The 17,912-nt window shown below is 47.3% G+C and carries 15 protein-coding genes and 2 pseudogenes; 8 read left to right on the forward strand and 9 right to left on the reverse strand.

From position 1 onward, the window contains the following. Positions 1-221 precede the first annotated feature (221 nt). Both WH43_RS21170 and WH43_RS02805 read right to left on the reverse strand, forming a co-directional pair. Positions 222-399: pseudogene (locus WH43_RS21170) on the reverse strand (IS91 family transposase); the annotation flags it as partial. A 192-nt stretch (positions 400-591) separates the two neighbouring features. Then, complete coding sequence (locus tag WH43_RS02805; RefSeq protein WP_053423146.1) at positions 592-2,823, reverse strand: S46 family peptidase; 2,232 nt, start codon at positions 2,821-2,823, stop codon at positions 592-594. Between the two features lie 213 nt (positions 2,824-3,036). On the opposite strand from WH43_RS02805, the gene WH43_RS02810 reads away from it, so the two are divergent. Next, positions 3,037-4,065 (forward strand): hypothetical protein, encoded by a 1,029-nt coding sequence (locus WH43_RS02810; RefSeq protein WP_053423147.1) that lies wholly within the window; start codon positions 3,037-3,039, stop codon positions 4,063-4,065. Between the two features lie 103 nt (positions 4,066-4,168). Here WH43_RS02810 and WH43_RS02815 read toward each other — a convergent pair whose 3' ends face one another. Next, the gene (locus WH43_RS02815) at positions 4,169-5,716 is read right to left on the reverse strand and encodes a peptide MFS transporter (protein ID WP_286049415.1); all 1,548 of its coding nucleotides are present in this window, start codon (positions 5,714-5,716) and stop codon (positions 4,169-4,171) included. Positions 5,717-6,092: 376 nt separating this feature from the next. Here WH43_RS02815 and WH43_RS02820 point away from each other — a divergent pair, with 376 nt between their 5' ends. Next, entirely contained in the window at positions 6,093-6,503 is a 411-nt protein-coding gene (locus tag WH43_RS02820; protein ID WP_053423148.1) for a YccF domain-containing protein, read from the forward strand. A 34-nt stretch (positions 6,504-6,537) separates the two neighbouring features. Here WH43_RS02820 and WH43_RS02825 read toward each other — a convergent pair whose 3' ends face one another. Then, positions 6,538-6,723 (reverse strand): oxidoreductase-like domain-containing protein, encoded by a 186-nt coding sequence (locus tag WH43_RS02825; protein WP_082335662.1) that lies wholly within the window; start codon positions 6,721-6,723, stop codon positions 6,538-6,540. Between the two features lie 71 nt (positions 6,724-6,794). On the opposite strand from WH43_RS02825, the gene WH43_RS02830 reads away from it, so the two are divergent. Beyond that, positions 6,795-7,142, forward strand: coding sequence for an MGMT family protein (locus tag WH43_RS02830; RefSeq protein ID WP_053423149.1), 348 nt, complete (start codon positions 6,795-6,797; stop codon positions 7,140-7,142). Here the strand turns inward: WH43_RS02830 and WH43_RS02835 are convergent. From WH43_RS02835 to WH43_RS02850, 4 genes are read right to left on the reverse strand one after another with little or no spacing between them, the layout of a single operon-like run. Further along, positions 7,139-7,849, reverse strand: a complete 711-nt coding sequence (locus tag WH43_RS02835) for a ZIP family metal transporter (protein WP_053423150.1) — start codon at positions 7,847-7,849, stop codon at positions 7,139-7,141. The genes WH43_RS02830 and WH43_RS02835 overlap by 4 nt on opposite strands. 36 nt (positions 7,850-7,885) lie before the next feature. Then, entirely contained in the window at positions 7,886-8,578 is a 693-nt protein-coding gene (locus tag WH43_RS02840; protein WP_053423151.1) for a 2'-5' RNA ligase family protein, read from the reverse strand. Positions 8,579-8,588: 10 nt separating this feature from the next. Then, complete coding sequence (locus tag WH43_RS02845; RefSeq protein WP_053423152.1) at positions 8,589-9,470, reverse strand: DMT family transporter; 882 nt, start codon at positions 9,468-9,470, stop codon at positions 8,589-8,591. Positions 9,471-9,490: 20 nt separating this feature from the next. After that, positions 9,491-10,678 (reverse strand): MFS transporter, encoded by a 1,188-nt coding sequence (locus WH43_RS02850; protein WP_053423153.1) that lies wholly within the window; start codon positions 10,676-10,678, stop codon positions 9,491-9,493. 197 nt (positions 10,679-10,875) lie between these two features. Between WH43_RS02850 and imuA the strand changes: the two genes are divergently transcribed. The 5 genes and pseudogenes from imuA to WH43_RS02875 all read left to right on the forward strand — a co-directional run bounded on the left by imuA (position 10,876) and on the right by WH43_RS02875 (position 17,593). Continuing rightward, complete coding sequence (gene imuA / locus WH43_RS02855; RefSeq protein ID WP_053423154.1) at positions 10,876-11,559, forward strand: translesion DNA synthesis-associated protein ImuA; 684 nt, start codon at positions 10,876-10,878, stop codon at positions 11,557-11,559. Between the two features lie 10 nt (positions 11,560-11,569). Beyond that, the gene (locus WH43_RS02860; protein WP_053423155.1) at positions 11,570-13,057 is read left to right on the forward strand and encodes a Y-family DNA polymerase; all 1,488 of its coding nucleotides are present in this window, start codon (positions 11,570-11,572) and stop codon (positions 13,055-13,057) included. Beyond that, positions 13,057-16,163, forward strand: a pseudogene (locus WH43_RS02865) (error-prone DNA polymerase). The gene WH43_RS02860 and the pseudogene WH43_RS02865 overlap by 1 nt, the downstream one beginning before the upstream one ends. Positions 16,164-16,315: 152 nt before the next feature. After that, positions 16,316-16,714 (forward strand): YggT family protein, encoded by a 399-nt coding sequence (locus WH43_RS02870; protein ID WP_053423156.1) that lies wholly within the window; start codon positions 16,316-16,318, stop codon positions 16,712-16,714. Positions 16,715-16,792: 78 nt separating this feature from the next. Continuing rightward, positions 16,793-17,593, forward strand: a complete 801-nt coding sequence (locus WH43_RS02875; RefSeq protein ID WP_053423157.1) for an ion transporter — start codon at positions 16,793-16,795, stop codon at positions 17,591-17,593. A 12-nt stretch (positions 17,594-17,605) separates the two neighbouring features. Here WH43_RS02875 and WH43_RS20250 read toward each other — a convergent pair whose 3' ends face one another. After that, positions 17,606-17,905: an HAD family hydrolase gene (locus WH43_RS20250; protein ID WP_286049416.1), complete on the reverse strand. Its 300-nt coding sequence runs from the start codon at positions 17,903-17,905 to the stop codon at positions 17,606-17,608. Positions 17,906-17,912: the final 7 nt, after the last annotated feature.

The raw sequence follows: 17,912 nt of genomic DNA on the forward strand, positions 1-17,912 counted from the left end.
ATTGGTACATTTGATGCTAATGGAATTTGTATATTTAGGGAACAGCTGCTTGCAAGATTATTTTGGGCAATCTGAAACTGCCTTTCGCGGTGTTACTGTCATGTCGTATCTCATCATCTGTTTAATTGAGTGAGTATTTGCCAGTTTTCAGAGCATTCTGACAATGCATCTCCCTCCCGCTTTCCAGAGCTCATAGTTTTACCGCTCATCACAACCAGCCGTTAATTATCCGGAGATCCGGTGTCCAGCCGTTTGAGTAATCCTGCCAGTTGTAACACACCACCTTTGCAGTGCGAGCAATGCCATATCGGCTCCGTTGCTGCGTCTGGTTTTTTTCGTGGGCGCTGCTGCCTTCGGTTCCTGTGCTTTGATTAAGGCCAGTTTTGCGTGATATTTTTTTAAAGGTGTTTTTTGGAAAAAAGGAAAACATAAATCTAGTCAGGCATTGGGGTGAATGATAGATGACGATGGGGTAACGCATAGCCCTAGGCTACGGTTTAACGAATTGAATATAAAAAAGAAGCTGATTGAAACAGGGGGCTGAGCCAATTTACTGCGTAAATATGGATCTGCCCCCGGATATGCCGCAAATTAGCGGACTATTTCCATCTCTGCCAATAAATTATCAGCGTTATCAACGTATTGCATCATCCACAATACATAACGGATATCCACATGAATAGCACGGGTGATTTCCGGGTTGAAATACCAGTCTTTGGTGATGGACTCATAAGTCGAATCGAAGTTTAAGCCCACCAACTCGCCTTTGCCGTTCATCACTGCTGAACCCGAGTTGCCGCCTGTGGTGTCGGCGCTGGATAAGAAGTTGACCGGCACTGAGTTAAAGGCTTTTACCTCGTTTTTTGGGCAGTTAAAAATGCCGCAGAACCAAGGCTCTTTGCTTTGGGCAGCTAAGTCAGCATAAAAGTAGCCAGCTGTTTTACCTGCCTGATAGGCATCCACCAGCTTTTGCGGCGCGTTAAACGGATACTCAGCCTGACGTTTGGCGATTAACCCCTTCACTGAAGTAAAAGGCGTTTTATAGACACCGTCTTTGGCCGGATAACCGTCCACAGAACCATAAGTGATACGCAAGGTGCTGTTGGCGTCCGGGTACACTGGTTTTCCCTGTGCTTTGTTGTAGGCAATAATAGCTTGCATATAAGCTGGGCGCACTTGGGACAGCTGCCCTTTCAGCTCTTTATCCTGAGCTTCTAAAGCCAGGTTTTTGTCAGAAATAGCCACTGCGATGCGAATAAAGGGGTCTGCACTTTGCGCAAAATCAGCTGGTGTTTTACCCAGCCAGGTTTTACGCCCTTCGGTGCTGGTTAAGCTGCTTTGTGGGTAAAGCGCTGTGATTTTTTCAGCAACCTGTGCCTGGCTCATGCCAGCAGTTAAACCTAAAGCGGCGTCTAACTCTGCTACACGCACCGCATCAGGCTGAGCTAAATACTCTGCGAGCTGTTCTGACCAAATGGCGATATCCATAGTCGGGTGGAAGCTTTTCTCCATCCGGGCTAAACGGCCTTCGATCATTTTTAAGTCACGTTGCTGAAAGCCCATTTCCCGTTCTGCGTCCGGCTTTTGGTTTTCCTGCGCTAAACGGTACAGCAAAATAGCGGCTTGTAATAAATCACTGCGTTTGGCCGCTTCAAAGTAATAAGTTTGTTGAGTAAAAGCCTGTTCGGCGTCTATCACCTGCTTTAAAGCATCAATACTTTGCTGGTAAGGCGCGCGCTCTGCATCGGCTTTAATCCACTCCAGCAAGGCTTTTTCCTGGATTTCTTTAATGGCCTGAATATCCGTCACTTTAAAACCGTCCAATAAGCCCTGCAGTTTTTTCATGCGGTTATTGTGGCCTTTGACAGTGGAGGCGTATTTCACTTTTAGGTCGCCGTCAGCGGCACTTAAACGATCAATGGTGTTGATCATTTGTTGATAGGTTTTTACCTGAGCCGGATATTGCCAGTCGGCGGCAAAAGAGATTTCATCGGCTAAACGGTAACGGCTGGTTTGGCCAGGGTAACCGGCTAATAAAATACCATCGCCCTGGCGTACACCACTGGCATTAATTTTTAAGAAGTTTTTGCTTTGATAAGGCACGTTATCCACTGAATACGGTGCAGGTTTGCCATCTTTGCCGACATAACCACGGATAAAGGTGTAATCGCCTGTATGGCGTGGGTATTCGAAGTTATCTATATCACCACCGTAATTCCCTACAGATTCTGAGGGTGCATACACCAAACGTACATCCTGCAGCATCAGCTGTTTAATTTGAAAGTATTCCATGCCATGGTGAAAACTCACCACAGAGCAGCGATAATTCGCATCGCTTTCGCAGTCTTTAATCAGCGCTTTGCGGTTGGCTTCTATCGCCTCATAACGCGCTTTGCCGGATAAATCTGCAGCCAAAGCACCGGTAACTTGTGCTGTTACATCGGTCACAGCTTCAGTGATATACAAGCGTTCCTGCGGCCCGGCTGGTAGCTCTTCAGCCATAGTTTTAGCTAAAAAGCCTTTATCAATCAGGTTATTGTCTTTGGTCGAATTGTTCTGAATAGCATTGTAGGCGCAGTGATGGTTCGTCACCACTAGGCCTTTTGGTGAAACAAAAGAAGCCGAGCAGTAGCCAAGGCTGACAATAGCATTCATAGGATACTGGCTTAAATCAGCCAGCTGTTTGCCTGGTATTTCAATGCCTTTGGCGGTTAATTCTTTTTGTAATTCAGCCAGTTGATGTGGCTGCCACTGACCTTCGTCGGCAGTAGTGGCAAAACTGATAGCCAAGGCTAAGGTACTAAGCAAATAAACAGATTTCATAGGATCCCTTGGGGTTTTTCGTTGTAGTTTTCATTTGTGAAGCACAAAGGCGTTAAATTATCCATGGAAAGCGCTCTGGTGCAACTGTGTTTAGTTCAGCGTGGGAAATTTGAGCCAAGTGGCATGTCTGATTCTTTTGTCAGACGGATTGAGCAAAAAGCCGCATCGTGCTAACAATAGTGGCATAAAAACAACACGATGGATCAACTACTTATGCAAGCATGGAATGAGCGTTTTCCCCGTTTAGCACAGTTACATTTTGCCCAGTGGGGTTATTTACTGGCCACAGTGTTTTTTCTGCTGTTTTTGTTACTGGGGGCAGACAACAGCGTTCTGGCAAAAATAGGCTCTGTGTTATTACTGCTCGCGACAGCCAAAGAAATGTGGCAACGCTTTGCTATCTGGTGGCACAGCCTGCTAGGCAAAGCCTGTATCCTGACTTTCTACGCCATAGTGCTGAATTTTTCTTTTGCTTATGCCGAATCTCTGGTCAACGGTGTGATAGGCGTAAGGCCTGATATAGTGCCTTACAGCGTCAACTTAGCGGCTTTGCTGCTGGCCCCGGCCTGGACCTTAATTGGCAGCATGCTGACCTTGCAGTTTTATTCCATGCTGCATTTGATTAAAGTCATGCTGCTGTTGATGTTGCGCCCTTTTGGCGTTCCTTCGAAACATCTGCTGGATGACGAAGTCTTTCCGGTCTGGACTTTAACCGCTCGTATTATCTACCTGCCAGTGGTTACTATCATTTTAACTTTTACTTTATTCAGCTATTTCAGCGGCCATCCGGAGCAATTTTTAAACTGGACCACGACTGAGCAACAAAACAGCCCTGAAGCGATGCAAAAACAACTGGCAGAAATAAAGCAACGTGAAGCAGAGTTGCAACAGCAGCAACAAGGGCCTCATAGCAAAGTCCCGGAGTTTCAGATCTTTATTGAAGACGGCTATTTAATGGGCGACAGAGGTTTTAAATTACCCACTATGCTGTGGTTGAATAAACTGGTGGCGTCTTTTAACTACCATATCGAAAGCCTTGGCGCGTCCAGTTGCAAACTGACAGAGCCTGAGCATCTGGTGCATATTAACGACTACGAAGTGCTGGTGATCACACCTGATACCACGCAGCCTGTAGGCTATAGCTATAAAGTGCGGGTCTGTGACTCGCCGGCTTTTCCTGCTGGCGTGACAGGCCGGGTTTTGGCTCCGCCCATTCAAACTGAAACGCCAGAACAGAGATAATCACAAACACAAAGGCCGGGTCTAAACCCGGCCTTCATCTGTGCGCTTAGTTTAAATCATCAGCTGTTTTGTGCCTGACGAATTTGTTTATTCAACAGTGGCGTTAAGGCAAACATGAAGATGGCGCAGCTACCCCAACCCAACCTAAAATAGCGAATACATCAGCATAAATAGCCAATGCAGTGCCTGTGTCTGTACCTGCTGGCATAGAGGCTAAGGTACCAAAACGCCCCGCTAACATTTCACCAAAAGCCGAAGCTAAAAACCAGACGCCCATCATTAAGCTGACTACGCGGCTGACGGACAAGGTAGTAACAGCAGACAGACCAATAGGCGATAACACCATCTCACCTATTTCCAGCACCAGGTAAGCCAGAATAAACCACCAAAAACCAGCTAATCCATTGGCTTCAGGGTTCAGTGCCGCGTATTGCAATACAAAATGCGCCAGACCTGCGAACAACAAACCAAAACCAAATTTGGCAGGGGCAGATGGGTTCCAGCCTTTTTTATCCAGCACAGGCCAAAGCCAGGCAAAAGGAATAGCCAAAGCAAAAATAAACAAGGCGCCCACCGAAGTTAATTGTGAAGCGTTAGGCGTAAAGTCGCTGACCAACAGGTTGAAGGTGTAGCTGTTCATCACCCGATCGGAAAATGCCAGCCAGGTACCATAAGTTTGTTCGTACAAGCCCCAGAACACAGCAGAGATACCAATCAGCACCATCAGCACTATCATATTGGCGCGTTCGACTTTGCTGCACTCAACAAAAATAAACTTAAACCACCAAATCAGTAAGGCGATAGTCATCAGAATAGCCACCACTTCAGTGGCCGTGATTTCAGTGCCTTCAGCTAGGCCTAAAACGGCTGCTAAAGCGCCAAAGTCAAAGCGGGTTTGCAGGATTTGCTGCACCACAATAACGCCAAGCAAAGCACCGATATAAATCAGCGTTTCACGGCGAATACCAAAACGTTTTTCGTCCAAAAGCTCAGGACGACCTGGTTCAGCCTGGCCCTGCAAATGTTTGGTTTGGGTAACAAACACCAGCCAACCTAAAATCAGGCCTATGCCAGCCGAACCAAAACCATATTCCCAGCCATATTCAATACCGACCCAGCCAACAAACAAACTGGAGATAAAGGCACCCATATTGATGCCCATATAAAAGATGGTAAAAGCAGAGTCACGGCGCGGATCGTTATCCTGGTACAAGCGCCCTACTATGGTGGAAATATTCGGTTTTAAAAAACCAACCCCCACTGCAACTAAGGCCAGCGACAAATACATAATTTGCACCGCGACATTGTCAAACCCCATTTCTGGGGTAGCTGCATGACCGCGATAGGCCATGCCAAGCATCCCTACCGCCATTAAAGCGCCACCAAAAGTGACGGCTTTGCGCATTCCGAGGTATTTATCTGCCAATAAACCACCGACCACCGGCAAGGCATAGGCTAAACCGGCATAAGTGCCAAGCAGAATATAACCATCGTCATCAGAAAATAAATGGTGTTTGGTCAGGTATAAAAACAACAGGGCTTTTAAGCCGTAAAAGGCAAAACGTTCCCACATTTCGGTGAAAAAACAGACATAAAGGCCCATAGGATGGCCGAGCAGCTGTCGCTGTACAGGAAGAGTAGTAGTTGTCATAGGGATCCGCGAATACTGTAATTATTATCCCCTTCTTACTTGAAGCTGCAGCTTTGTTGACTTCCCGCCCTCGCCCCAATCACATAGGTGAACTATGCTCCAGGGGTCTTGTGCACTTGTCGCCGCGCTGCAACTCCAATTAATTTGGGTATTAGTCTTAAAGTCTTAAAACGGCCTTATTAAAGCCGTTGCCAGAGAACTCAGCAAGCTTTTCCTGTGGCTAGTCCAGTCTGACCAGCGGCGAAATTCACTATTAAATGGTGATTTTCACGGTTTAAATTTCATACATTAACTTTATCTTTATGATTTATATCACAATTAAAATTGGCCCCGATCTTGTAACCATTTTGGCATAAGTGAAAAAAGGAGAACGACCATGGGTGCTTTACGACTGATATTTAATGTTTTCTGGTTTGTGATGGGTGGTTTTTTAATGGGGCTGGCCTGGTGGTGTATTGGTTTACTCTGCTTTTTAAGTATTGTATTTATTCCTTTTGGTCGCGCCTGTTTTGTCATTGGTGAAATGGCGTTCTGGCCTTTTGGTAACGAGCATGTCAACCGCGAGCGCCTGAACCGCATTTCCGATATTGGCACTGGACCACTAGGTTTTGTCGGTAACGTGATTTGGTTTGTGTTTGCCGGATTTTGGCTGGCCCTGGGGCATTTAATTCATGCTGTGGCCTGTTTTGTCACCATCATCGGCATTCCGTTTGGCTTAGCTCACTTAAAGCTGGCCACTTTAAGTCTGGCCCCTATAGGCCGTACTGTGGTCAATAAAGCTTATTAAGCGGACAACGGAGTAAGGGCCAGCAAAATGGCTCTTACTCTTGCTCTTGCAGTTGTTTTTGCTCTTGTTCTTTTTGTACCTGCCAGGCTTTTTGCTCTGCACGGTAATAATCCCAGACACAAGGACAGCAGCTGCCGCTGCCACAGCAATCGCTGCTTTCTGGCGCAACAGGTTCTTCGGTAGGTATACGCAGCCGAATACCGTCAATTGTGGTAAACATAAAAAACTCCGGCAAAAAAGGCGGCGGCATTGTAGCATTGTCCTTAAAAAAATAATGACAGATCTGCAGCCATGCCTGAACAAACGCCATCCAAACAACAAAAAATCTGGCAAACGGTGTTACAAATTCCGGCCGGAAAAATTGCCAGTTATGGTCAAATTGCCGATTTAGCTGGCTTGCCTGGCCGTGCCCGCTTAGTCGGAAAAACGCTGGGCTTAGCACCGGATGAGCTGCAACTGCCCTGGTACAGAGTGATGCGCTCTGGCGGTCAGTTGGCGTTTGCAGCAGGTACACCCCAGGCTTTGGCACAACAACAATTACTGCTGGCCGAAGGTGTGATAGTAAGAAATGGACGGGTTGCTAAAGATTTTTGGTGGCAACCTGATTTGGCTGAGTTGTTGTTTAAACTGCAGTATTAGTGATACATATAACCCAGCATACCAGTAACAAAGCCTGCAATGGCGCCCATAGGTGGTGCCCAGTGTTGCTCTAACCTGACCTGTGGCGCTATATCCTGAAACAGCGAATACAAAATACCACCAGCGGCAAACAACATAATCATAGCTACCAGAGCTGGTGATTCAGCCAGCCAGAAATAACCAACTAATCCAGCGAGTGGGCCAAAACATGCCATAGCTGTAAAGCTTGCTACTAGGACCCAACCTGAATAAGTCGAAAATTGCCTGAGTTCACGGTAAGCGTTAAAACCTTCCGGGATATTTTGTAGCGCAATTAAAGCGCCCAGTAATAAAGCCTGTGAACCTCCAGCCGCAATAGCTGCGCCTAAAGCCAGAGATTCAGGTAAAAAATCTGCCAGCATAGCCATCAGTTGACTGGCAGAGGTTTGATTTTTGCTCAGCCAAATATCCAGCAACATAAAAACAACAGCACCACAGATAAACCAGCTACAAGCCGCCACTGGTGAAAGCACCTTCATGCCTTCGGGAACCAGCACTAAAGCAATAGCGGATAACAAGGCGCCGGCACCAAAAGCCATAATGCTGTGTCTGAACTCCTGTTCCAGCCAGTCCGACTGAATATGCTCAAACTTAGCCAGCACAGCCCCTAAAGGCATAGCAAGCCCTGTAGCCAAAGTGAGTAGAATGACGTGAAGTAGATCAGACATAACAATAACAACAACTTTGTCGTGCTTTGAATAAAATCAGCCTAGCCGCAAGCGTTTGATCAGTACAGTATTTTGTTGCCGCTGATACCAGTCATTACCTACCAGTTCCAACTCATCTATCAGACAAGAACCAAAATCCACTGAAGTTAAGGCTTTGATTTTCTGCAGAAACAGCACGGGGTTAGCAGGCTGTTGGGTGAAACGTAATACTGTCATATGAGCAGTTTGAAGGGCATAACGCTGGTCAATGGAATGCTGCAAAGTCGATTGCCCAAAGGCAGAGCGCAGCTTTGCTCTTAACTGATTGAGCTTTTGATCATCAAAAAAGCCCTGCACCAGCACACAAGAAGGCGATGCGGTGATCCCCTGAAAATCCAACCGGAACGGGCCTGTATCCGCTATCACCTCTTTGACTAATTCAACATAAGCCGCTGTATCTATCTGCGATAAAGCAAAACCTGCATAGCAGGAAATCAGCGATAAGACCGTTAAGTGTAAATCTGAAGCCGGATAATAATACTGTTGTGGCTCCAGCTGCATCAGCTCTGCCAGATGATGCTGGACTTGTTGTTTTACCTGCTCAGAAGGACGGGCCAGCAAAGTGACGCCATAACGGCTATCCTCTCTGGCTGTTAACAGAGCGTCAGTCTCAAACTGCTGTTGTTCAAATTTAACTAAAGACTGTTGCCACAAGGCTTGGTAATGCTGCTGCAACTCTGGTTTGGTCATCACCTGCTTCCTAAGTAAAAGCCTTAGAACGCAACAACCAGCGCAGTGGCAATTGCGACACTAACATCCCCAGCAGCATCAGACCACAGCCTGTCAGCGCCCTGCTGCTTAGCTCTTCACCTAACAGCCAGACTCCACCTATAGCGGCAAACACAGTTTCTAAGCTTAAAATAATAGCCGCATGAGCCGGATGAGCATGTTTTTGTGCCATCACTTGTAAGGTATAGGCTATACCCACTGACACCACACCCGCATAAAGCACTGACTTCCAGGCCAATAATGCATTAGTGACTGTGGGTGTTTCGATGCTAAAAGCCACCAGCATGCTCAAAACACCGCAGACCACAAATTGCAGACAAGCTAATAAAATTGGCGGCACTTTTTTGCTGTAGTGGTCAATAGTCAGTAAGTGGGCAGCCCAGAACAATGCGCCTATCAGCTGCAATAAATCGCCGAAATTTACTGAAAAATTATCACCAACACTCAATATATACAAACCTGAGACAGCAATAGCGCAACCGAGCCAGATATTGCCACTGATTTTATGCTTCAGGAAAATCCCCAACAGCGGCACCAGCACTATGTAAAGCCCGGTAATAAAACCTGCGTTGGCAGCAGTCGTATATAAAAGTCCAACCTGTTGCAGTGATGCGGCAATAAAAAGTAAAACCCCAACAGGCACAGCGCCCCATAACAACAGTTTCCAGTCGACCTGCTGCAATTTACCCTGACGTTGATACCACCAGATCAAAGGCAATAAACTCAAAGCGCCAATCAAAAAGCGTAGGCCGTTAAAGGAATAAGGCCCTAAATGCTCCATACCCAAACGCTGGGCAACAAAACCTAAACCCCAGATCGCCGCGGCCAGTAATAACATCAGATTGGCTTGCATGGTCGACTCCCTAAAAAAGCCTATTGAAATTTTGTGTTGTAAAACGCCGGGTTAAAACGTGTCGCCATTGCCATCAGAAGCACTGCAATGGCGGCTAATAATAACCAACTGATACTAAAGCTTTGGCTAAAGTCACGGATAAAACCAGCAATCAGCGGCGAAAAAGCCGCCAGCGTATAGCCTATACCCTGTACAAAAGCCGTCAGACTGGCGGCAGAGGCAGGTTGGTGTTGATGATCCATAGAGACAATTAAAGACAAAGGAAACAACCCACCAATACCTAAACCTAACAGCGAAGCCCAAACTAAACCCAGCGTAGGTGCTATCACTAAACCGGAAAAGCCTGTCGCCATCAGGACTAAAAGTACCAGTAATACAGCACGACGGTCGGCTTTACGACTAGCCAGCCACGGGCTGATAAAACCCGACACGACCTCCATGCACAGCAACAATCCCAGCAGCAAGCCACTTTTTTGTTCACTCCAGCCCTGCTCGACATAATACGCAGGTAACCAGGCCAACACACAGGTAAAAGCACAAGTGACCAAACCAAAAAACATCGCTAAGGTCCAGGCCCGGCCGTAGTTGGCAAAACCCAGAGGTTTTTGTGGCGATTGCACCACAGGCAAATTTTCAATAACGTTTTTCTGTGAAAACCACAACAGCAAAGCCACTACAGATAAAACCACCCAACCGGATAAAGCCACCCGCCAACTCTGTGCCCAATCGGCCCAAAACGCTGCTAAAGAGGCTGTTAAAGCCGCACCGGCAATAATGGCGGAGATATACCAGCCCATCACTAAAGGCGCTTTGGTACCGAATTTTTGTTTAATCACGCCAGGCACCACAGCCTGTACCATGGCAATCCCTAAACCCGCCACTATCGCACTTAGAGTTAAATCTAAAGCTGCTACAGCCCAATAACGCTGCGCTGTAGCAGCGGCTATAGCAATAGAGGCCCAGAACACCACCTGATAAGAGCCAAACCATATCGCCAACTGATGCGCAAAAAAGATGCCTAAGCCCATCGCCAGTACAGGCAACATAGTCAGTAACGAAGCCTGAGTAAAAGACAGATGCAATTCTGGTTGCATCAAAGGTAATAAAGGTCCGATAGAGGCCATAGAAGGCCGTAAAGTCAGAGCGAGTAGCACTAAACTCAGGATCAAAATCCAGGTTTTGGCGGTAAATTTAGAGGTTTCAGTCATAACAGTACCCTAAGTCAGATCAGCGCCCTAGCGCAAAGCAATTTAGATAAAGAGGGGCGGAAAAGTCGCGCACATTAACATAAGTCCAGGGCCCTGATCGACCCAAAGCAAAAGATCAGAAAACTCTGACTTTACCCTTGCGATCCAAACCAGATCTTTTATACTGTTTTTATATACAGTATTTTGAGATAAAAATCATGAATGCACTGCTGCAACAGCTCCAGAACAGACAACTGATCTGGCATGCGAATCAGACCGAAGCGCCTTATGAGCACTGCCAAAGCACAGGTTTTCCCGCTTTGGATCAGCTTCTGGGCGGTGGCTGGCCACAGCATAACGTGGTTGAGTTACAAAGCCATGGCGCTTGTGCTGAACTGCAATTGATCTCAAAAGCGCTGGGACAATCCGGATCGGATCTGCTGCAAGTTTGGATCAATCCACCTGCAGCACTTTGTGCTGAATACTTACTACAACAAAAGCGGCCTTTGCATCAGGTCTTGCAATTGAATGCACCCCGCTCTGCTGATGCGCTCTGGGCGGCAGAGCTGTGCTTAAAAAGTGGCAGTTGTACCGATGTGCTGCTGTGGCAAAACAACTTAAATTTAACCCAGTTGAAACGTTTGCAGTTAGCTGCAGCACAAGGCCAAAGCCAGTTGTATTTTTTCCGCCCAGCTATGGCTGAACAACAACTTTTACCCTGGGCTTTAAGTTTACAGCTGACTCCGGTAAAGACTGGCTTACAGATCCGTATTCTGAAACGTAAAGGTGGCTGGCAACAGCAGGAAGTCGTGTTGCCATGGGCAGAGCTGTATCCGCAGTTTATTAAGCCGGAGTTACAGCAAAAGCAGTATTCCAAGCCACCTTTATCCAGAGTCAGCTGAGGCTAGCAGTATGTCTGCCCAGATGGAGTTTTGGTTGTATTTATATTTCCCGCAATTGCAGCTGGATAAGTTGCTCGTGCTGCACTCAAACACGCCTGCAACTAAAACCTTATCAGACAAAGGCAAGAGTCATCATCTGGATTTAACAGCTCCGCTAGCGATAGTAGGCGCTGACCATCAGTTGCTGCAACTCAACTCTGCAGCCAGGCAGGCGGGTTTAACTTTGGGCATGGGCCTGGCTTCAGCCGCAGCTTTATGCCACCAATTACAACTGATCCCACACAACGCTGCACAAGAACAGCAGCAACTACAGCAGTTAGCTCAACTGTTGTATCAATACTGCGCTGATATAGCACTGCAGCCCAACTGCGGTTTAGTACTGAAACTAAGCCCCATGCTGGCTTTGTATGGCGGTGCAATGCAGTTTTGGCAGCAACTGCAACAGGTACTGCAACAAGCGGGTTATCAGTATCATTTTGCCACAGCACAGCAACCTTTAGTGGCGCGTTTACTGGCGCAGCAAGGCTGGGATCAATTTTTACTGCAAAACGAGCAAATTCAGCAGCAACTCAAGGCTTTGCCACTACAGCAGGCTCAATTACCAGACAAACTACAGGAGCAATTACAACGGCTTGGGCTGACTCAACTGGGTGATGTACTAAAGATCCCACAGGCGGAACTGGTGCGGCGTTTTGGGGCAGGCATGCTGCACTATTTACAACAACTCACAGGAGCAAAACCCGCGCTGTTACAGTTTGTTCAGCCTGCAGAACACTTTGAGCAGCAGTTGGAACTGCTGTATGAAATGGATCGCAGCGACCAGTTGCTTGGGCCTTTACAGCATCTGTTTGGCTTACTGCAGCTGTATTTACAACAAAGGGATCAACTGGCCTACCAGTTGGAGCTTTGCTTACAACAACGTCAGGAGCAGCAACAACAGTTGCAACTGCATTCAGCTCAGGGCGAATACCAAAGCAAAGAATGGCTAAAGCTCTGCGAGTTGCAGCTGGAACGGTTAAAGCTGAAAAAGCCGGTGATCCAGCTCAAACTGATACTCCGCCGCGCCGGGCCGCGTTACGCTCAGTACAAAACCCTGTTCGCTGGGAAACAGCAGCTGTATTCGGCTTTGCAGCTCTTGTCGTTATTACAGGCTCGTTTGGGTAAAGATCAGATCACAAGCCCTTGTCTGAACAATGATCTGCTGCCAGAGCAGGCCAGTAGCTATGCTGCTGCTTTAGAGCCACAAGCTGCTATTGCCGGTACTTTAGCGACGGTGCGCCCCGTATTTTTAGTCGACCCGCCTTTGGTGTTAGATGCAGAACAACAGCAGCAGTTACAGCTTTATTATGGTCCTGAACGTTTAAGTAGTGGCTGGTGGCAACAACAGAGCCAGCACCGCGACTATTATGTCGGCCAAAATGCACAGGGCCAATGGCTGTGGTTATTTCGTGATTTACAGCAGCCGGAACAGTTGTATCTGCAGGGGTATTTCAGCTGATGAAGATCACTGCTGCCAGCAAACACTGTAATTACTCTGAATTAGTCTGCCAGAGTCATTTCTCTTTTCTGCACGGCGCGTCCAGCCCGGCTGAATTGGTACAACAAGCCGCAGCTTTAGGTTATAAAGCCTTGGCGATTACCGATGAATGCTCATTGGCAGGCGTAGTACGTGCTCACCATCAGATCCAGGAAAAACAATTGCCACTGAAGCTGATTATTGGCTCTATGCTGGTATTAAACCCACAGTTACGGCTGGTGTTGCTTTGCCCGGATAAAGCCGCTTATAGCGAGTTATGCCGTATTATTACTCAGGCCAGACGCCGCGTCGAAAAAGGCTGCTACCAGCTGGCCGAATGGGATATTCAGCGCATACAGCATTGTCAGATCCTCTGGCTGCCCAGTGGCGATCAACAAACGGATCAGTACTGGGGCCATTGGTTAATTCAACATCACGCCGAACGCTTATGGCTGGGAGCCAGCCGCAAATTACAAAGCCAGGATCAGTTTTATTTGCCCTATTGCCAGCAACTGGCTCAGCAGCTGCAACTGCCCTGCTGCGCTGTAGGTGAAGTGCTGATGCATCAGGCAAGTCGCTTGCCTTTACAACATGCCCTAAGCGCCATTAAAGCGGCTAAGGCTGTGCCTGATATGGCGCGACAGCTATTAAGTAACGCCGAACAAAGTTTAAGACCGATAAAAAAATTGCAGCAGTTATTTCCGGCTGAACTTTTAGACAATAGCCAGAAACTGGCGAGTTTATGCCACTTTTCATTGGATGAATTAAGTTACCAGTACCCGACAGAGCTGGTACCTGCAGGCAAAACCGCCATGCAGCATTTACGGGATTTGGTCAAAGCTGGTGAGGCACAACGTTTTCCTGAAGGGGTGCCTGCTGATATTCAGCAGACCATCCACAAAGAGCTGGATTTAATAGAACAACTGAATTATCCCTATTACTTTTTAACTATCCATGATTTGGTGGTCTTTGCGCAAAACAGCAGATTTTATACCAGGGCCGTGGCTCTGCCGCGAACTCAGTCGTCTGTTATTGCCTGGCAATAACTGCTGTCGATCCACGCCAGATCAAGGTATTGATTGAACGTTTTATCTCGATAGAACGCGCTGAACCGCCAGATATAGACGTCGACTTTGAACATGAACGTCGTGAAGAAGTCATTCAGTATATTTATCAGAAATACGGCCGCGAGCGGGCAGCTTTGGCTGCTACTGTCATTTGTTATCGCTTTAAAAGTGCCTTTCGCGATATCAGCAAAGCTCTGGGTTTTGAGCTGCATCAGGTGGAGTTTTTTCTGAAAAACCTGCACAGGCGGGATAAAAATCAACACTGGAGCAGCCAACTGACTCAGCTTGGGCTGGATCCTGATGCCAAACAAGCGCAGTTACTGGTGCAACTGGTGCAGCAGTTAGTGGGTATGCCACGACATTTATCCCAGCATGTTGGTGGCTTTGTTATATCTCAAGGGCCTTTGTACGAACTGGTGCCGGTAGAAAATGCCGCCATGGCCGATCGCACCGTGATCCAGTGGGATAAAGATGATCTGGAATCGTTAAAACTATTGAAAGTAGATGTGCTGGCTTTGGGCATGCTGAGCGCCATTCGCAAAGCTTTTGATTTAGTCCGGCGTTACCAGAACACCGGGTTAAGCATAGCGGCCATCACCAAAGCAGGTGACGACCCCAAGGTGTATGAAGCCATTCAAAAAGCCGACACTGTCGGCTTATTTCAGATTGAATCACGAGCCCAGATGTCGATGTTGCCACGACTTCGTCCTGAAACCTATTACGACTTGGTGATCCAGATAGCCATAGTACGGCCAGGCCCTATTCAGGGTAATATGGTGCATCCTTATTTAAAACGCCGCCATGGCGAAGAAGCGGTGTCTTATCCTTCTGCTGCGGTACAACAAGTGTTGGAGCGTACTTTAGGTGTGCCTATTTTTCAGGAGCAGGTGATTAAACTGGCGATGGTGGCCGCTGGTTTTACTGGTGGTGAAGCCGATCAGCTGCGCCGTGCTATGGCCAGTTGGAAAAAAACCGGCGAGCTTATTCAGTTTAAACAAAAACTGATCGATGGCATGTTAAGCAGAGGCTATCAGCAAGAATTTGCCGAACGTTTTTACCAGCAAATTTGTGGTTTTGGTGAATATGGTTTTCCTGAATCCCATTCAGCCAGTTTTGCGGTACTGGCTTATGTCTCAGCTTATTTAAAGCATTATTACCCTGTGGCTTTTTATGTGGCTTTGCTTAATAGCCAGCCAATGGGTTTTTATGCGCCCAGCCAACTGATTCAGGATGCGCGGCAACATAATGTCGAAGTGCTGCCTGTTTGTGTCAATGACTCTGATTGGGATCATTTAATGGTGCACGCCACAGCTAAATCTGGTTTTGCCATTCGTTTAGGATTGCGACTGGTCAAAGGCTTAAGTCAGCAAGGCGCGCTGCTGTTGTTAACACACAGGCCAAAGGGCGGTTATCAGCAACTGGCCGAAGTAGCGCAGTCTGGCCTGAGTGATGGTGATTTAACCGCCCTTGCCAGTGCCAATGCCTTGCAACAACTGTCAGGTCAACGTTATCAGGCACGCTGGCAGCTATTGGACCAGCAACATAAATCACCTTTACTGGCGGCTGAGCCTTATCAGACTCAGTATCAGTTACCTATGGCCTCTGAACTGACTGAAGTAGTAGAAGATTATCAAAGTACCGGCCTGAGTTTACGCACTCACCCCGTGCAGTTATTAAAACAACAAGGCCTGTTGGGTAAATTTGTGCAGGCCGCAGAGCTTAGCGCACTGAACCATAAGTCGGTGGTGACTGTAATAGGTTTGGTTACAGCAAGACAAAGCCCAGGCACAGCGTCAGGCGTGACTTTTATTACGCTGGAAGATGGTACAGGTTTTAGTAATTTAGTGGTCTGGTCGGCCACAGCTTCAGCGCAGCGCCAGGCTTACTTAAAATCTAAGCTATTGAAGGTCAATGGCATTCTTGAGAAAAAAGATGGCGTGATTCATATCATTGCCGGACGTTTAACCGATCTGACGCCACTACTTGGCTCGTTGAAGTCCTACTCCAGAGAATTCCATTAACCCCTTCATACTTGAAGCCGCAGCTTTGTTGATCGCGCTCATCGCCCCAGTCACATAGGACTACTATGCTCCTGAGGTCTCGTTCGCTTGTCGCCTCGCTGCAACATCAATTATTTTGGGTTCTGATTAATTAACATTGAAGAATACAAGCGATGTGGACACCAAAAAGTAATAAAAGAAACAAACCCTACAGGGTGAAAAAAACCGGTATTAAAGATGAAAACATCGACCGGCAAATTCTGGTGCTACATCAGGCTATTGCCGCCAAATTATTAGCAGAGCCTGCTTTATTGGCACAGGTTAACGCCAAACTGGAGGAGCGACGCGACAACGGCCAGCTGGGTTATGGCGCTTACATGCACTGGGTTTCAGTGCTGGAGTTGTATCAGCAGCCCGAACAATTCTGTGCAGGTATTACAGAAGACAGTCCCTATTTACGTAAGTTACGCCGCCGCACTCCTTTTGTGGGTATTTTAACTGAGCAGGAAAGACAACAGGCCTTACAGCAAGATGCGATGGGCGATTTGCAGCAGGTTCTGGTTGATCTTTAAATCCAAATTCTGAAGAACACCTTGCTAAATCAGCAACTTGCTCAGACAATCAGCTATAGCTTTTTCTATGGATATGTTATGCAGGATCAAAGTCTGTTACACAAACTCCGCTCCCGTCTGGCGCATCAGCTCGACCCCGTGCTGTATTCAGGCAATGGTATGTCACCGCTGAACATAGCTATCGCGATTGTCATACTGGCAGGTATTTTTCTGGCCATTATTCAGACAGAGCCCAGCATTCGTCAGGGGCATGAGCAGTGGTTTCGAGTGACAGAGCTGGCTTTGGGCTCGCTGTTTTTACTGGAGTATCTGGCCAGGCTCTGGACTTGCGTTGAAAATGACTCTGTGAAAAATCGCTGGCAACATTTCTTTTCTTTTTTTGCTCTGGCCGACTTACTGGCGATTTTTGTCGCCTTTTCGCTTTATCTGGGCAATGGTGGCGTGATTTTACGTCTGGTGTTATTAATTCGGGTCGTTCGTTTAGCTCGATTGGGCCGGTTCTCCACTGCGCTGGAATGTATAGCTGAAGCAGTGCGCAGCCGCACCTATGAGCTTTTAGTCAGTGCTATTTTTGGCGTTATTATCCTGCTCTTTGCCGCCACTTGTCTGTATTTAGTGGAAGGCGATATTCAACCCGAAGCTTTTGGTTCTATCCCACGCGCCACCTGGTGGGCTGTCGCCACCTTAACGACCGTAGGTTATGGCGATGTCTACCCCATCACAGTGCTTGGCCGAATTCTGGCAGGTATTACCGCTGTCACTGGTATTTGTATGATTGCAGTGCCTACAGGCATTTTGGCATCGGCTTTTAGTGACGCTATTAAAGAAGCCAAAGAAAAACACCGCCGCCTGCCAAAGATGCTGGATAAGGATCTTTAACTAAGTAGTGACTTAGTTTTGCAAATGCACTAACAACTCCAGCAAGTCATCGACCACTAAATCAGCTTGCTCCGCATAAATATGGTTATCACCGTAGCGGTATAAACAACAATAAGAGCCGGCATTACGAGCGGTTTGAATATCAAACAGATAATCGCCGACATACAGGATTTCATCCGGCATCACGCCCAAACGTTCGGCAATCAGCCATAACCCTTCAGGCTGAGGTTTAGCAGGTGCATCATCGCGGGTCAGAACCAACTCAATAGGTATATCCAGCGCCTGCATACAAAGTTCTGTGGCCTGACGCATATTGCGC

The sequence above is a fragment of the Rheinheimera sp. KL1 genome, from assembly GCF_001275035.1.
In the GTDB taxonomy this organism is placed as follows: domain Bacteria; phylum Pseudomonadota; class Gammaproteobacteria; order Enterobacterales; family Alteromonadaceae; genus Pararheinheimera; species Pararheinheimera tangshanensis.

Excerpts from the sequence above, each read along its gene's own strand:
- WH43_RS02805 (WP_053423146.1), bottom strand. The coding sequence starts at position 2,823 with ATGAAATCTGTTTATTTGCTTAGTACCTTAGCCTTGGCTATCAGTTTT.
- WH43_RS02810 (WP_053423147.1), top strand. The coding sequence starts at position 3,037 with ATGCAAGCATGGAATGAGCGTTTTCCCCGTTTAGCACAGTTACATTTT.
- WH43_RS02815 (WP_286049415.1), bottom strand. The coding sequence starts at position 5,716 with ATGACAACTACTACTCTTCCTGTACAGCGACAGCTGCTCGGCCATCCT.
- WH43_RS02820 (WP_053423148.1), top strand. The coding sequence starts at position 6,093 with ATGGGTGCTTTACGACTGATATTTAATGTTTTCTGGTTTGTGATGGGT.
- WH43_RS02825 (WP_082335662.1), bottom strand. The coding sequence starts at position 6,723 with ATGTTTACCACAATTGACGGTATTCGGCTGCGTATACCTACCGAAGAA.
- WH43_RS02830 (WP_053423149.1), top strand. The coding sequence starts at position 6,795 with ATGCCTGAACAAACGCCATCCAAACAACAAAAAATCTGGCAAACGGTG.
- WH43_RS02835 (WP_053423150.1), bottom strand. The coding sequence starts at position 7,849 with ATGTCTGATCTACTTCACGTCATTCTACTCACTTTGGCTACAGGGCTT.
- WH43_RS02840 (WP_053423151.1), bottom strand. The coding sequence starts at position 8,578 with ATGACCAAACCAGAGTTGCAGCAGCATTACCAAGCCTTGTGGCAACAG.
- WH43_RS02845 (WP_053423152.1), bottom strand. The coding sequence starts at position 9,470 with ATGCAAGCCAATCTGATGTTATTACTGGCCGCGGCGATCTGGGGTTTA.
- WH43_RS02850 (WP_053423153.1), bottom strand. The coding sequence starts at position 10,678 with ATGACTGAAACCTCTAAATTTACCGCCAAAACCTGGATTTTGATCCTG.
- imuA (WP_053423154.1), top strand. The coding sequence starts at position 10,876 with ATGAATGCACTGCTGCAACAGCTCCAGAACAGACAACTGATCTGGCAT.
- WH43_RS02860 (WP_053423155.1), top strand. The coding sequence starts at position 11,570 with ATGTCTGCCCAGATGGAGTTTTGGTTGTATTTATATTTCCCGCAATTG.
- WH43_RS02870 (WP_053423156.1), top strand. The coding sequence starts at position 16,316 with ATGTGGACACCAAAAAGTAATAAAAGAAACAAACCCTACAGGGTGAAA.
- WH43_RS02875 (WP_053423157.1), top strand. The coding sequence starts at position 16,793 with ATGCAGGATCAAAGTCTGTTACACAAACTCCGCTCCCGTCTGGCGCAT.
- WH43_RS20250 (WP_286049416.1), bottom strand. The coding sequence starts at position 17,905 with ATGCGTCAGGCCACAGAACTTTGTATGCAGGCGCTGGATATACCTATT.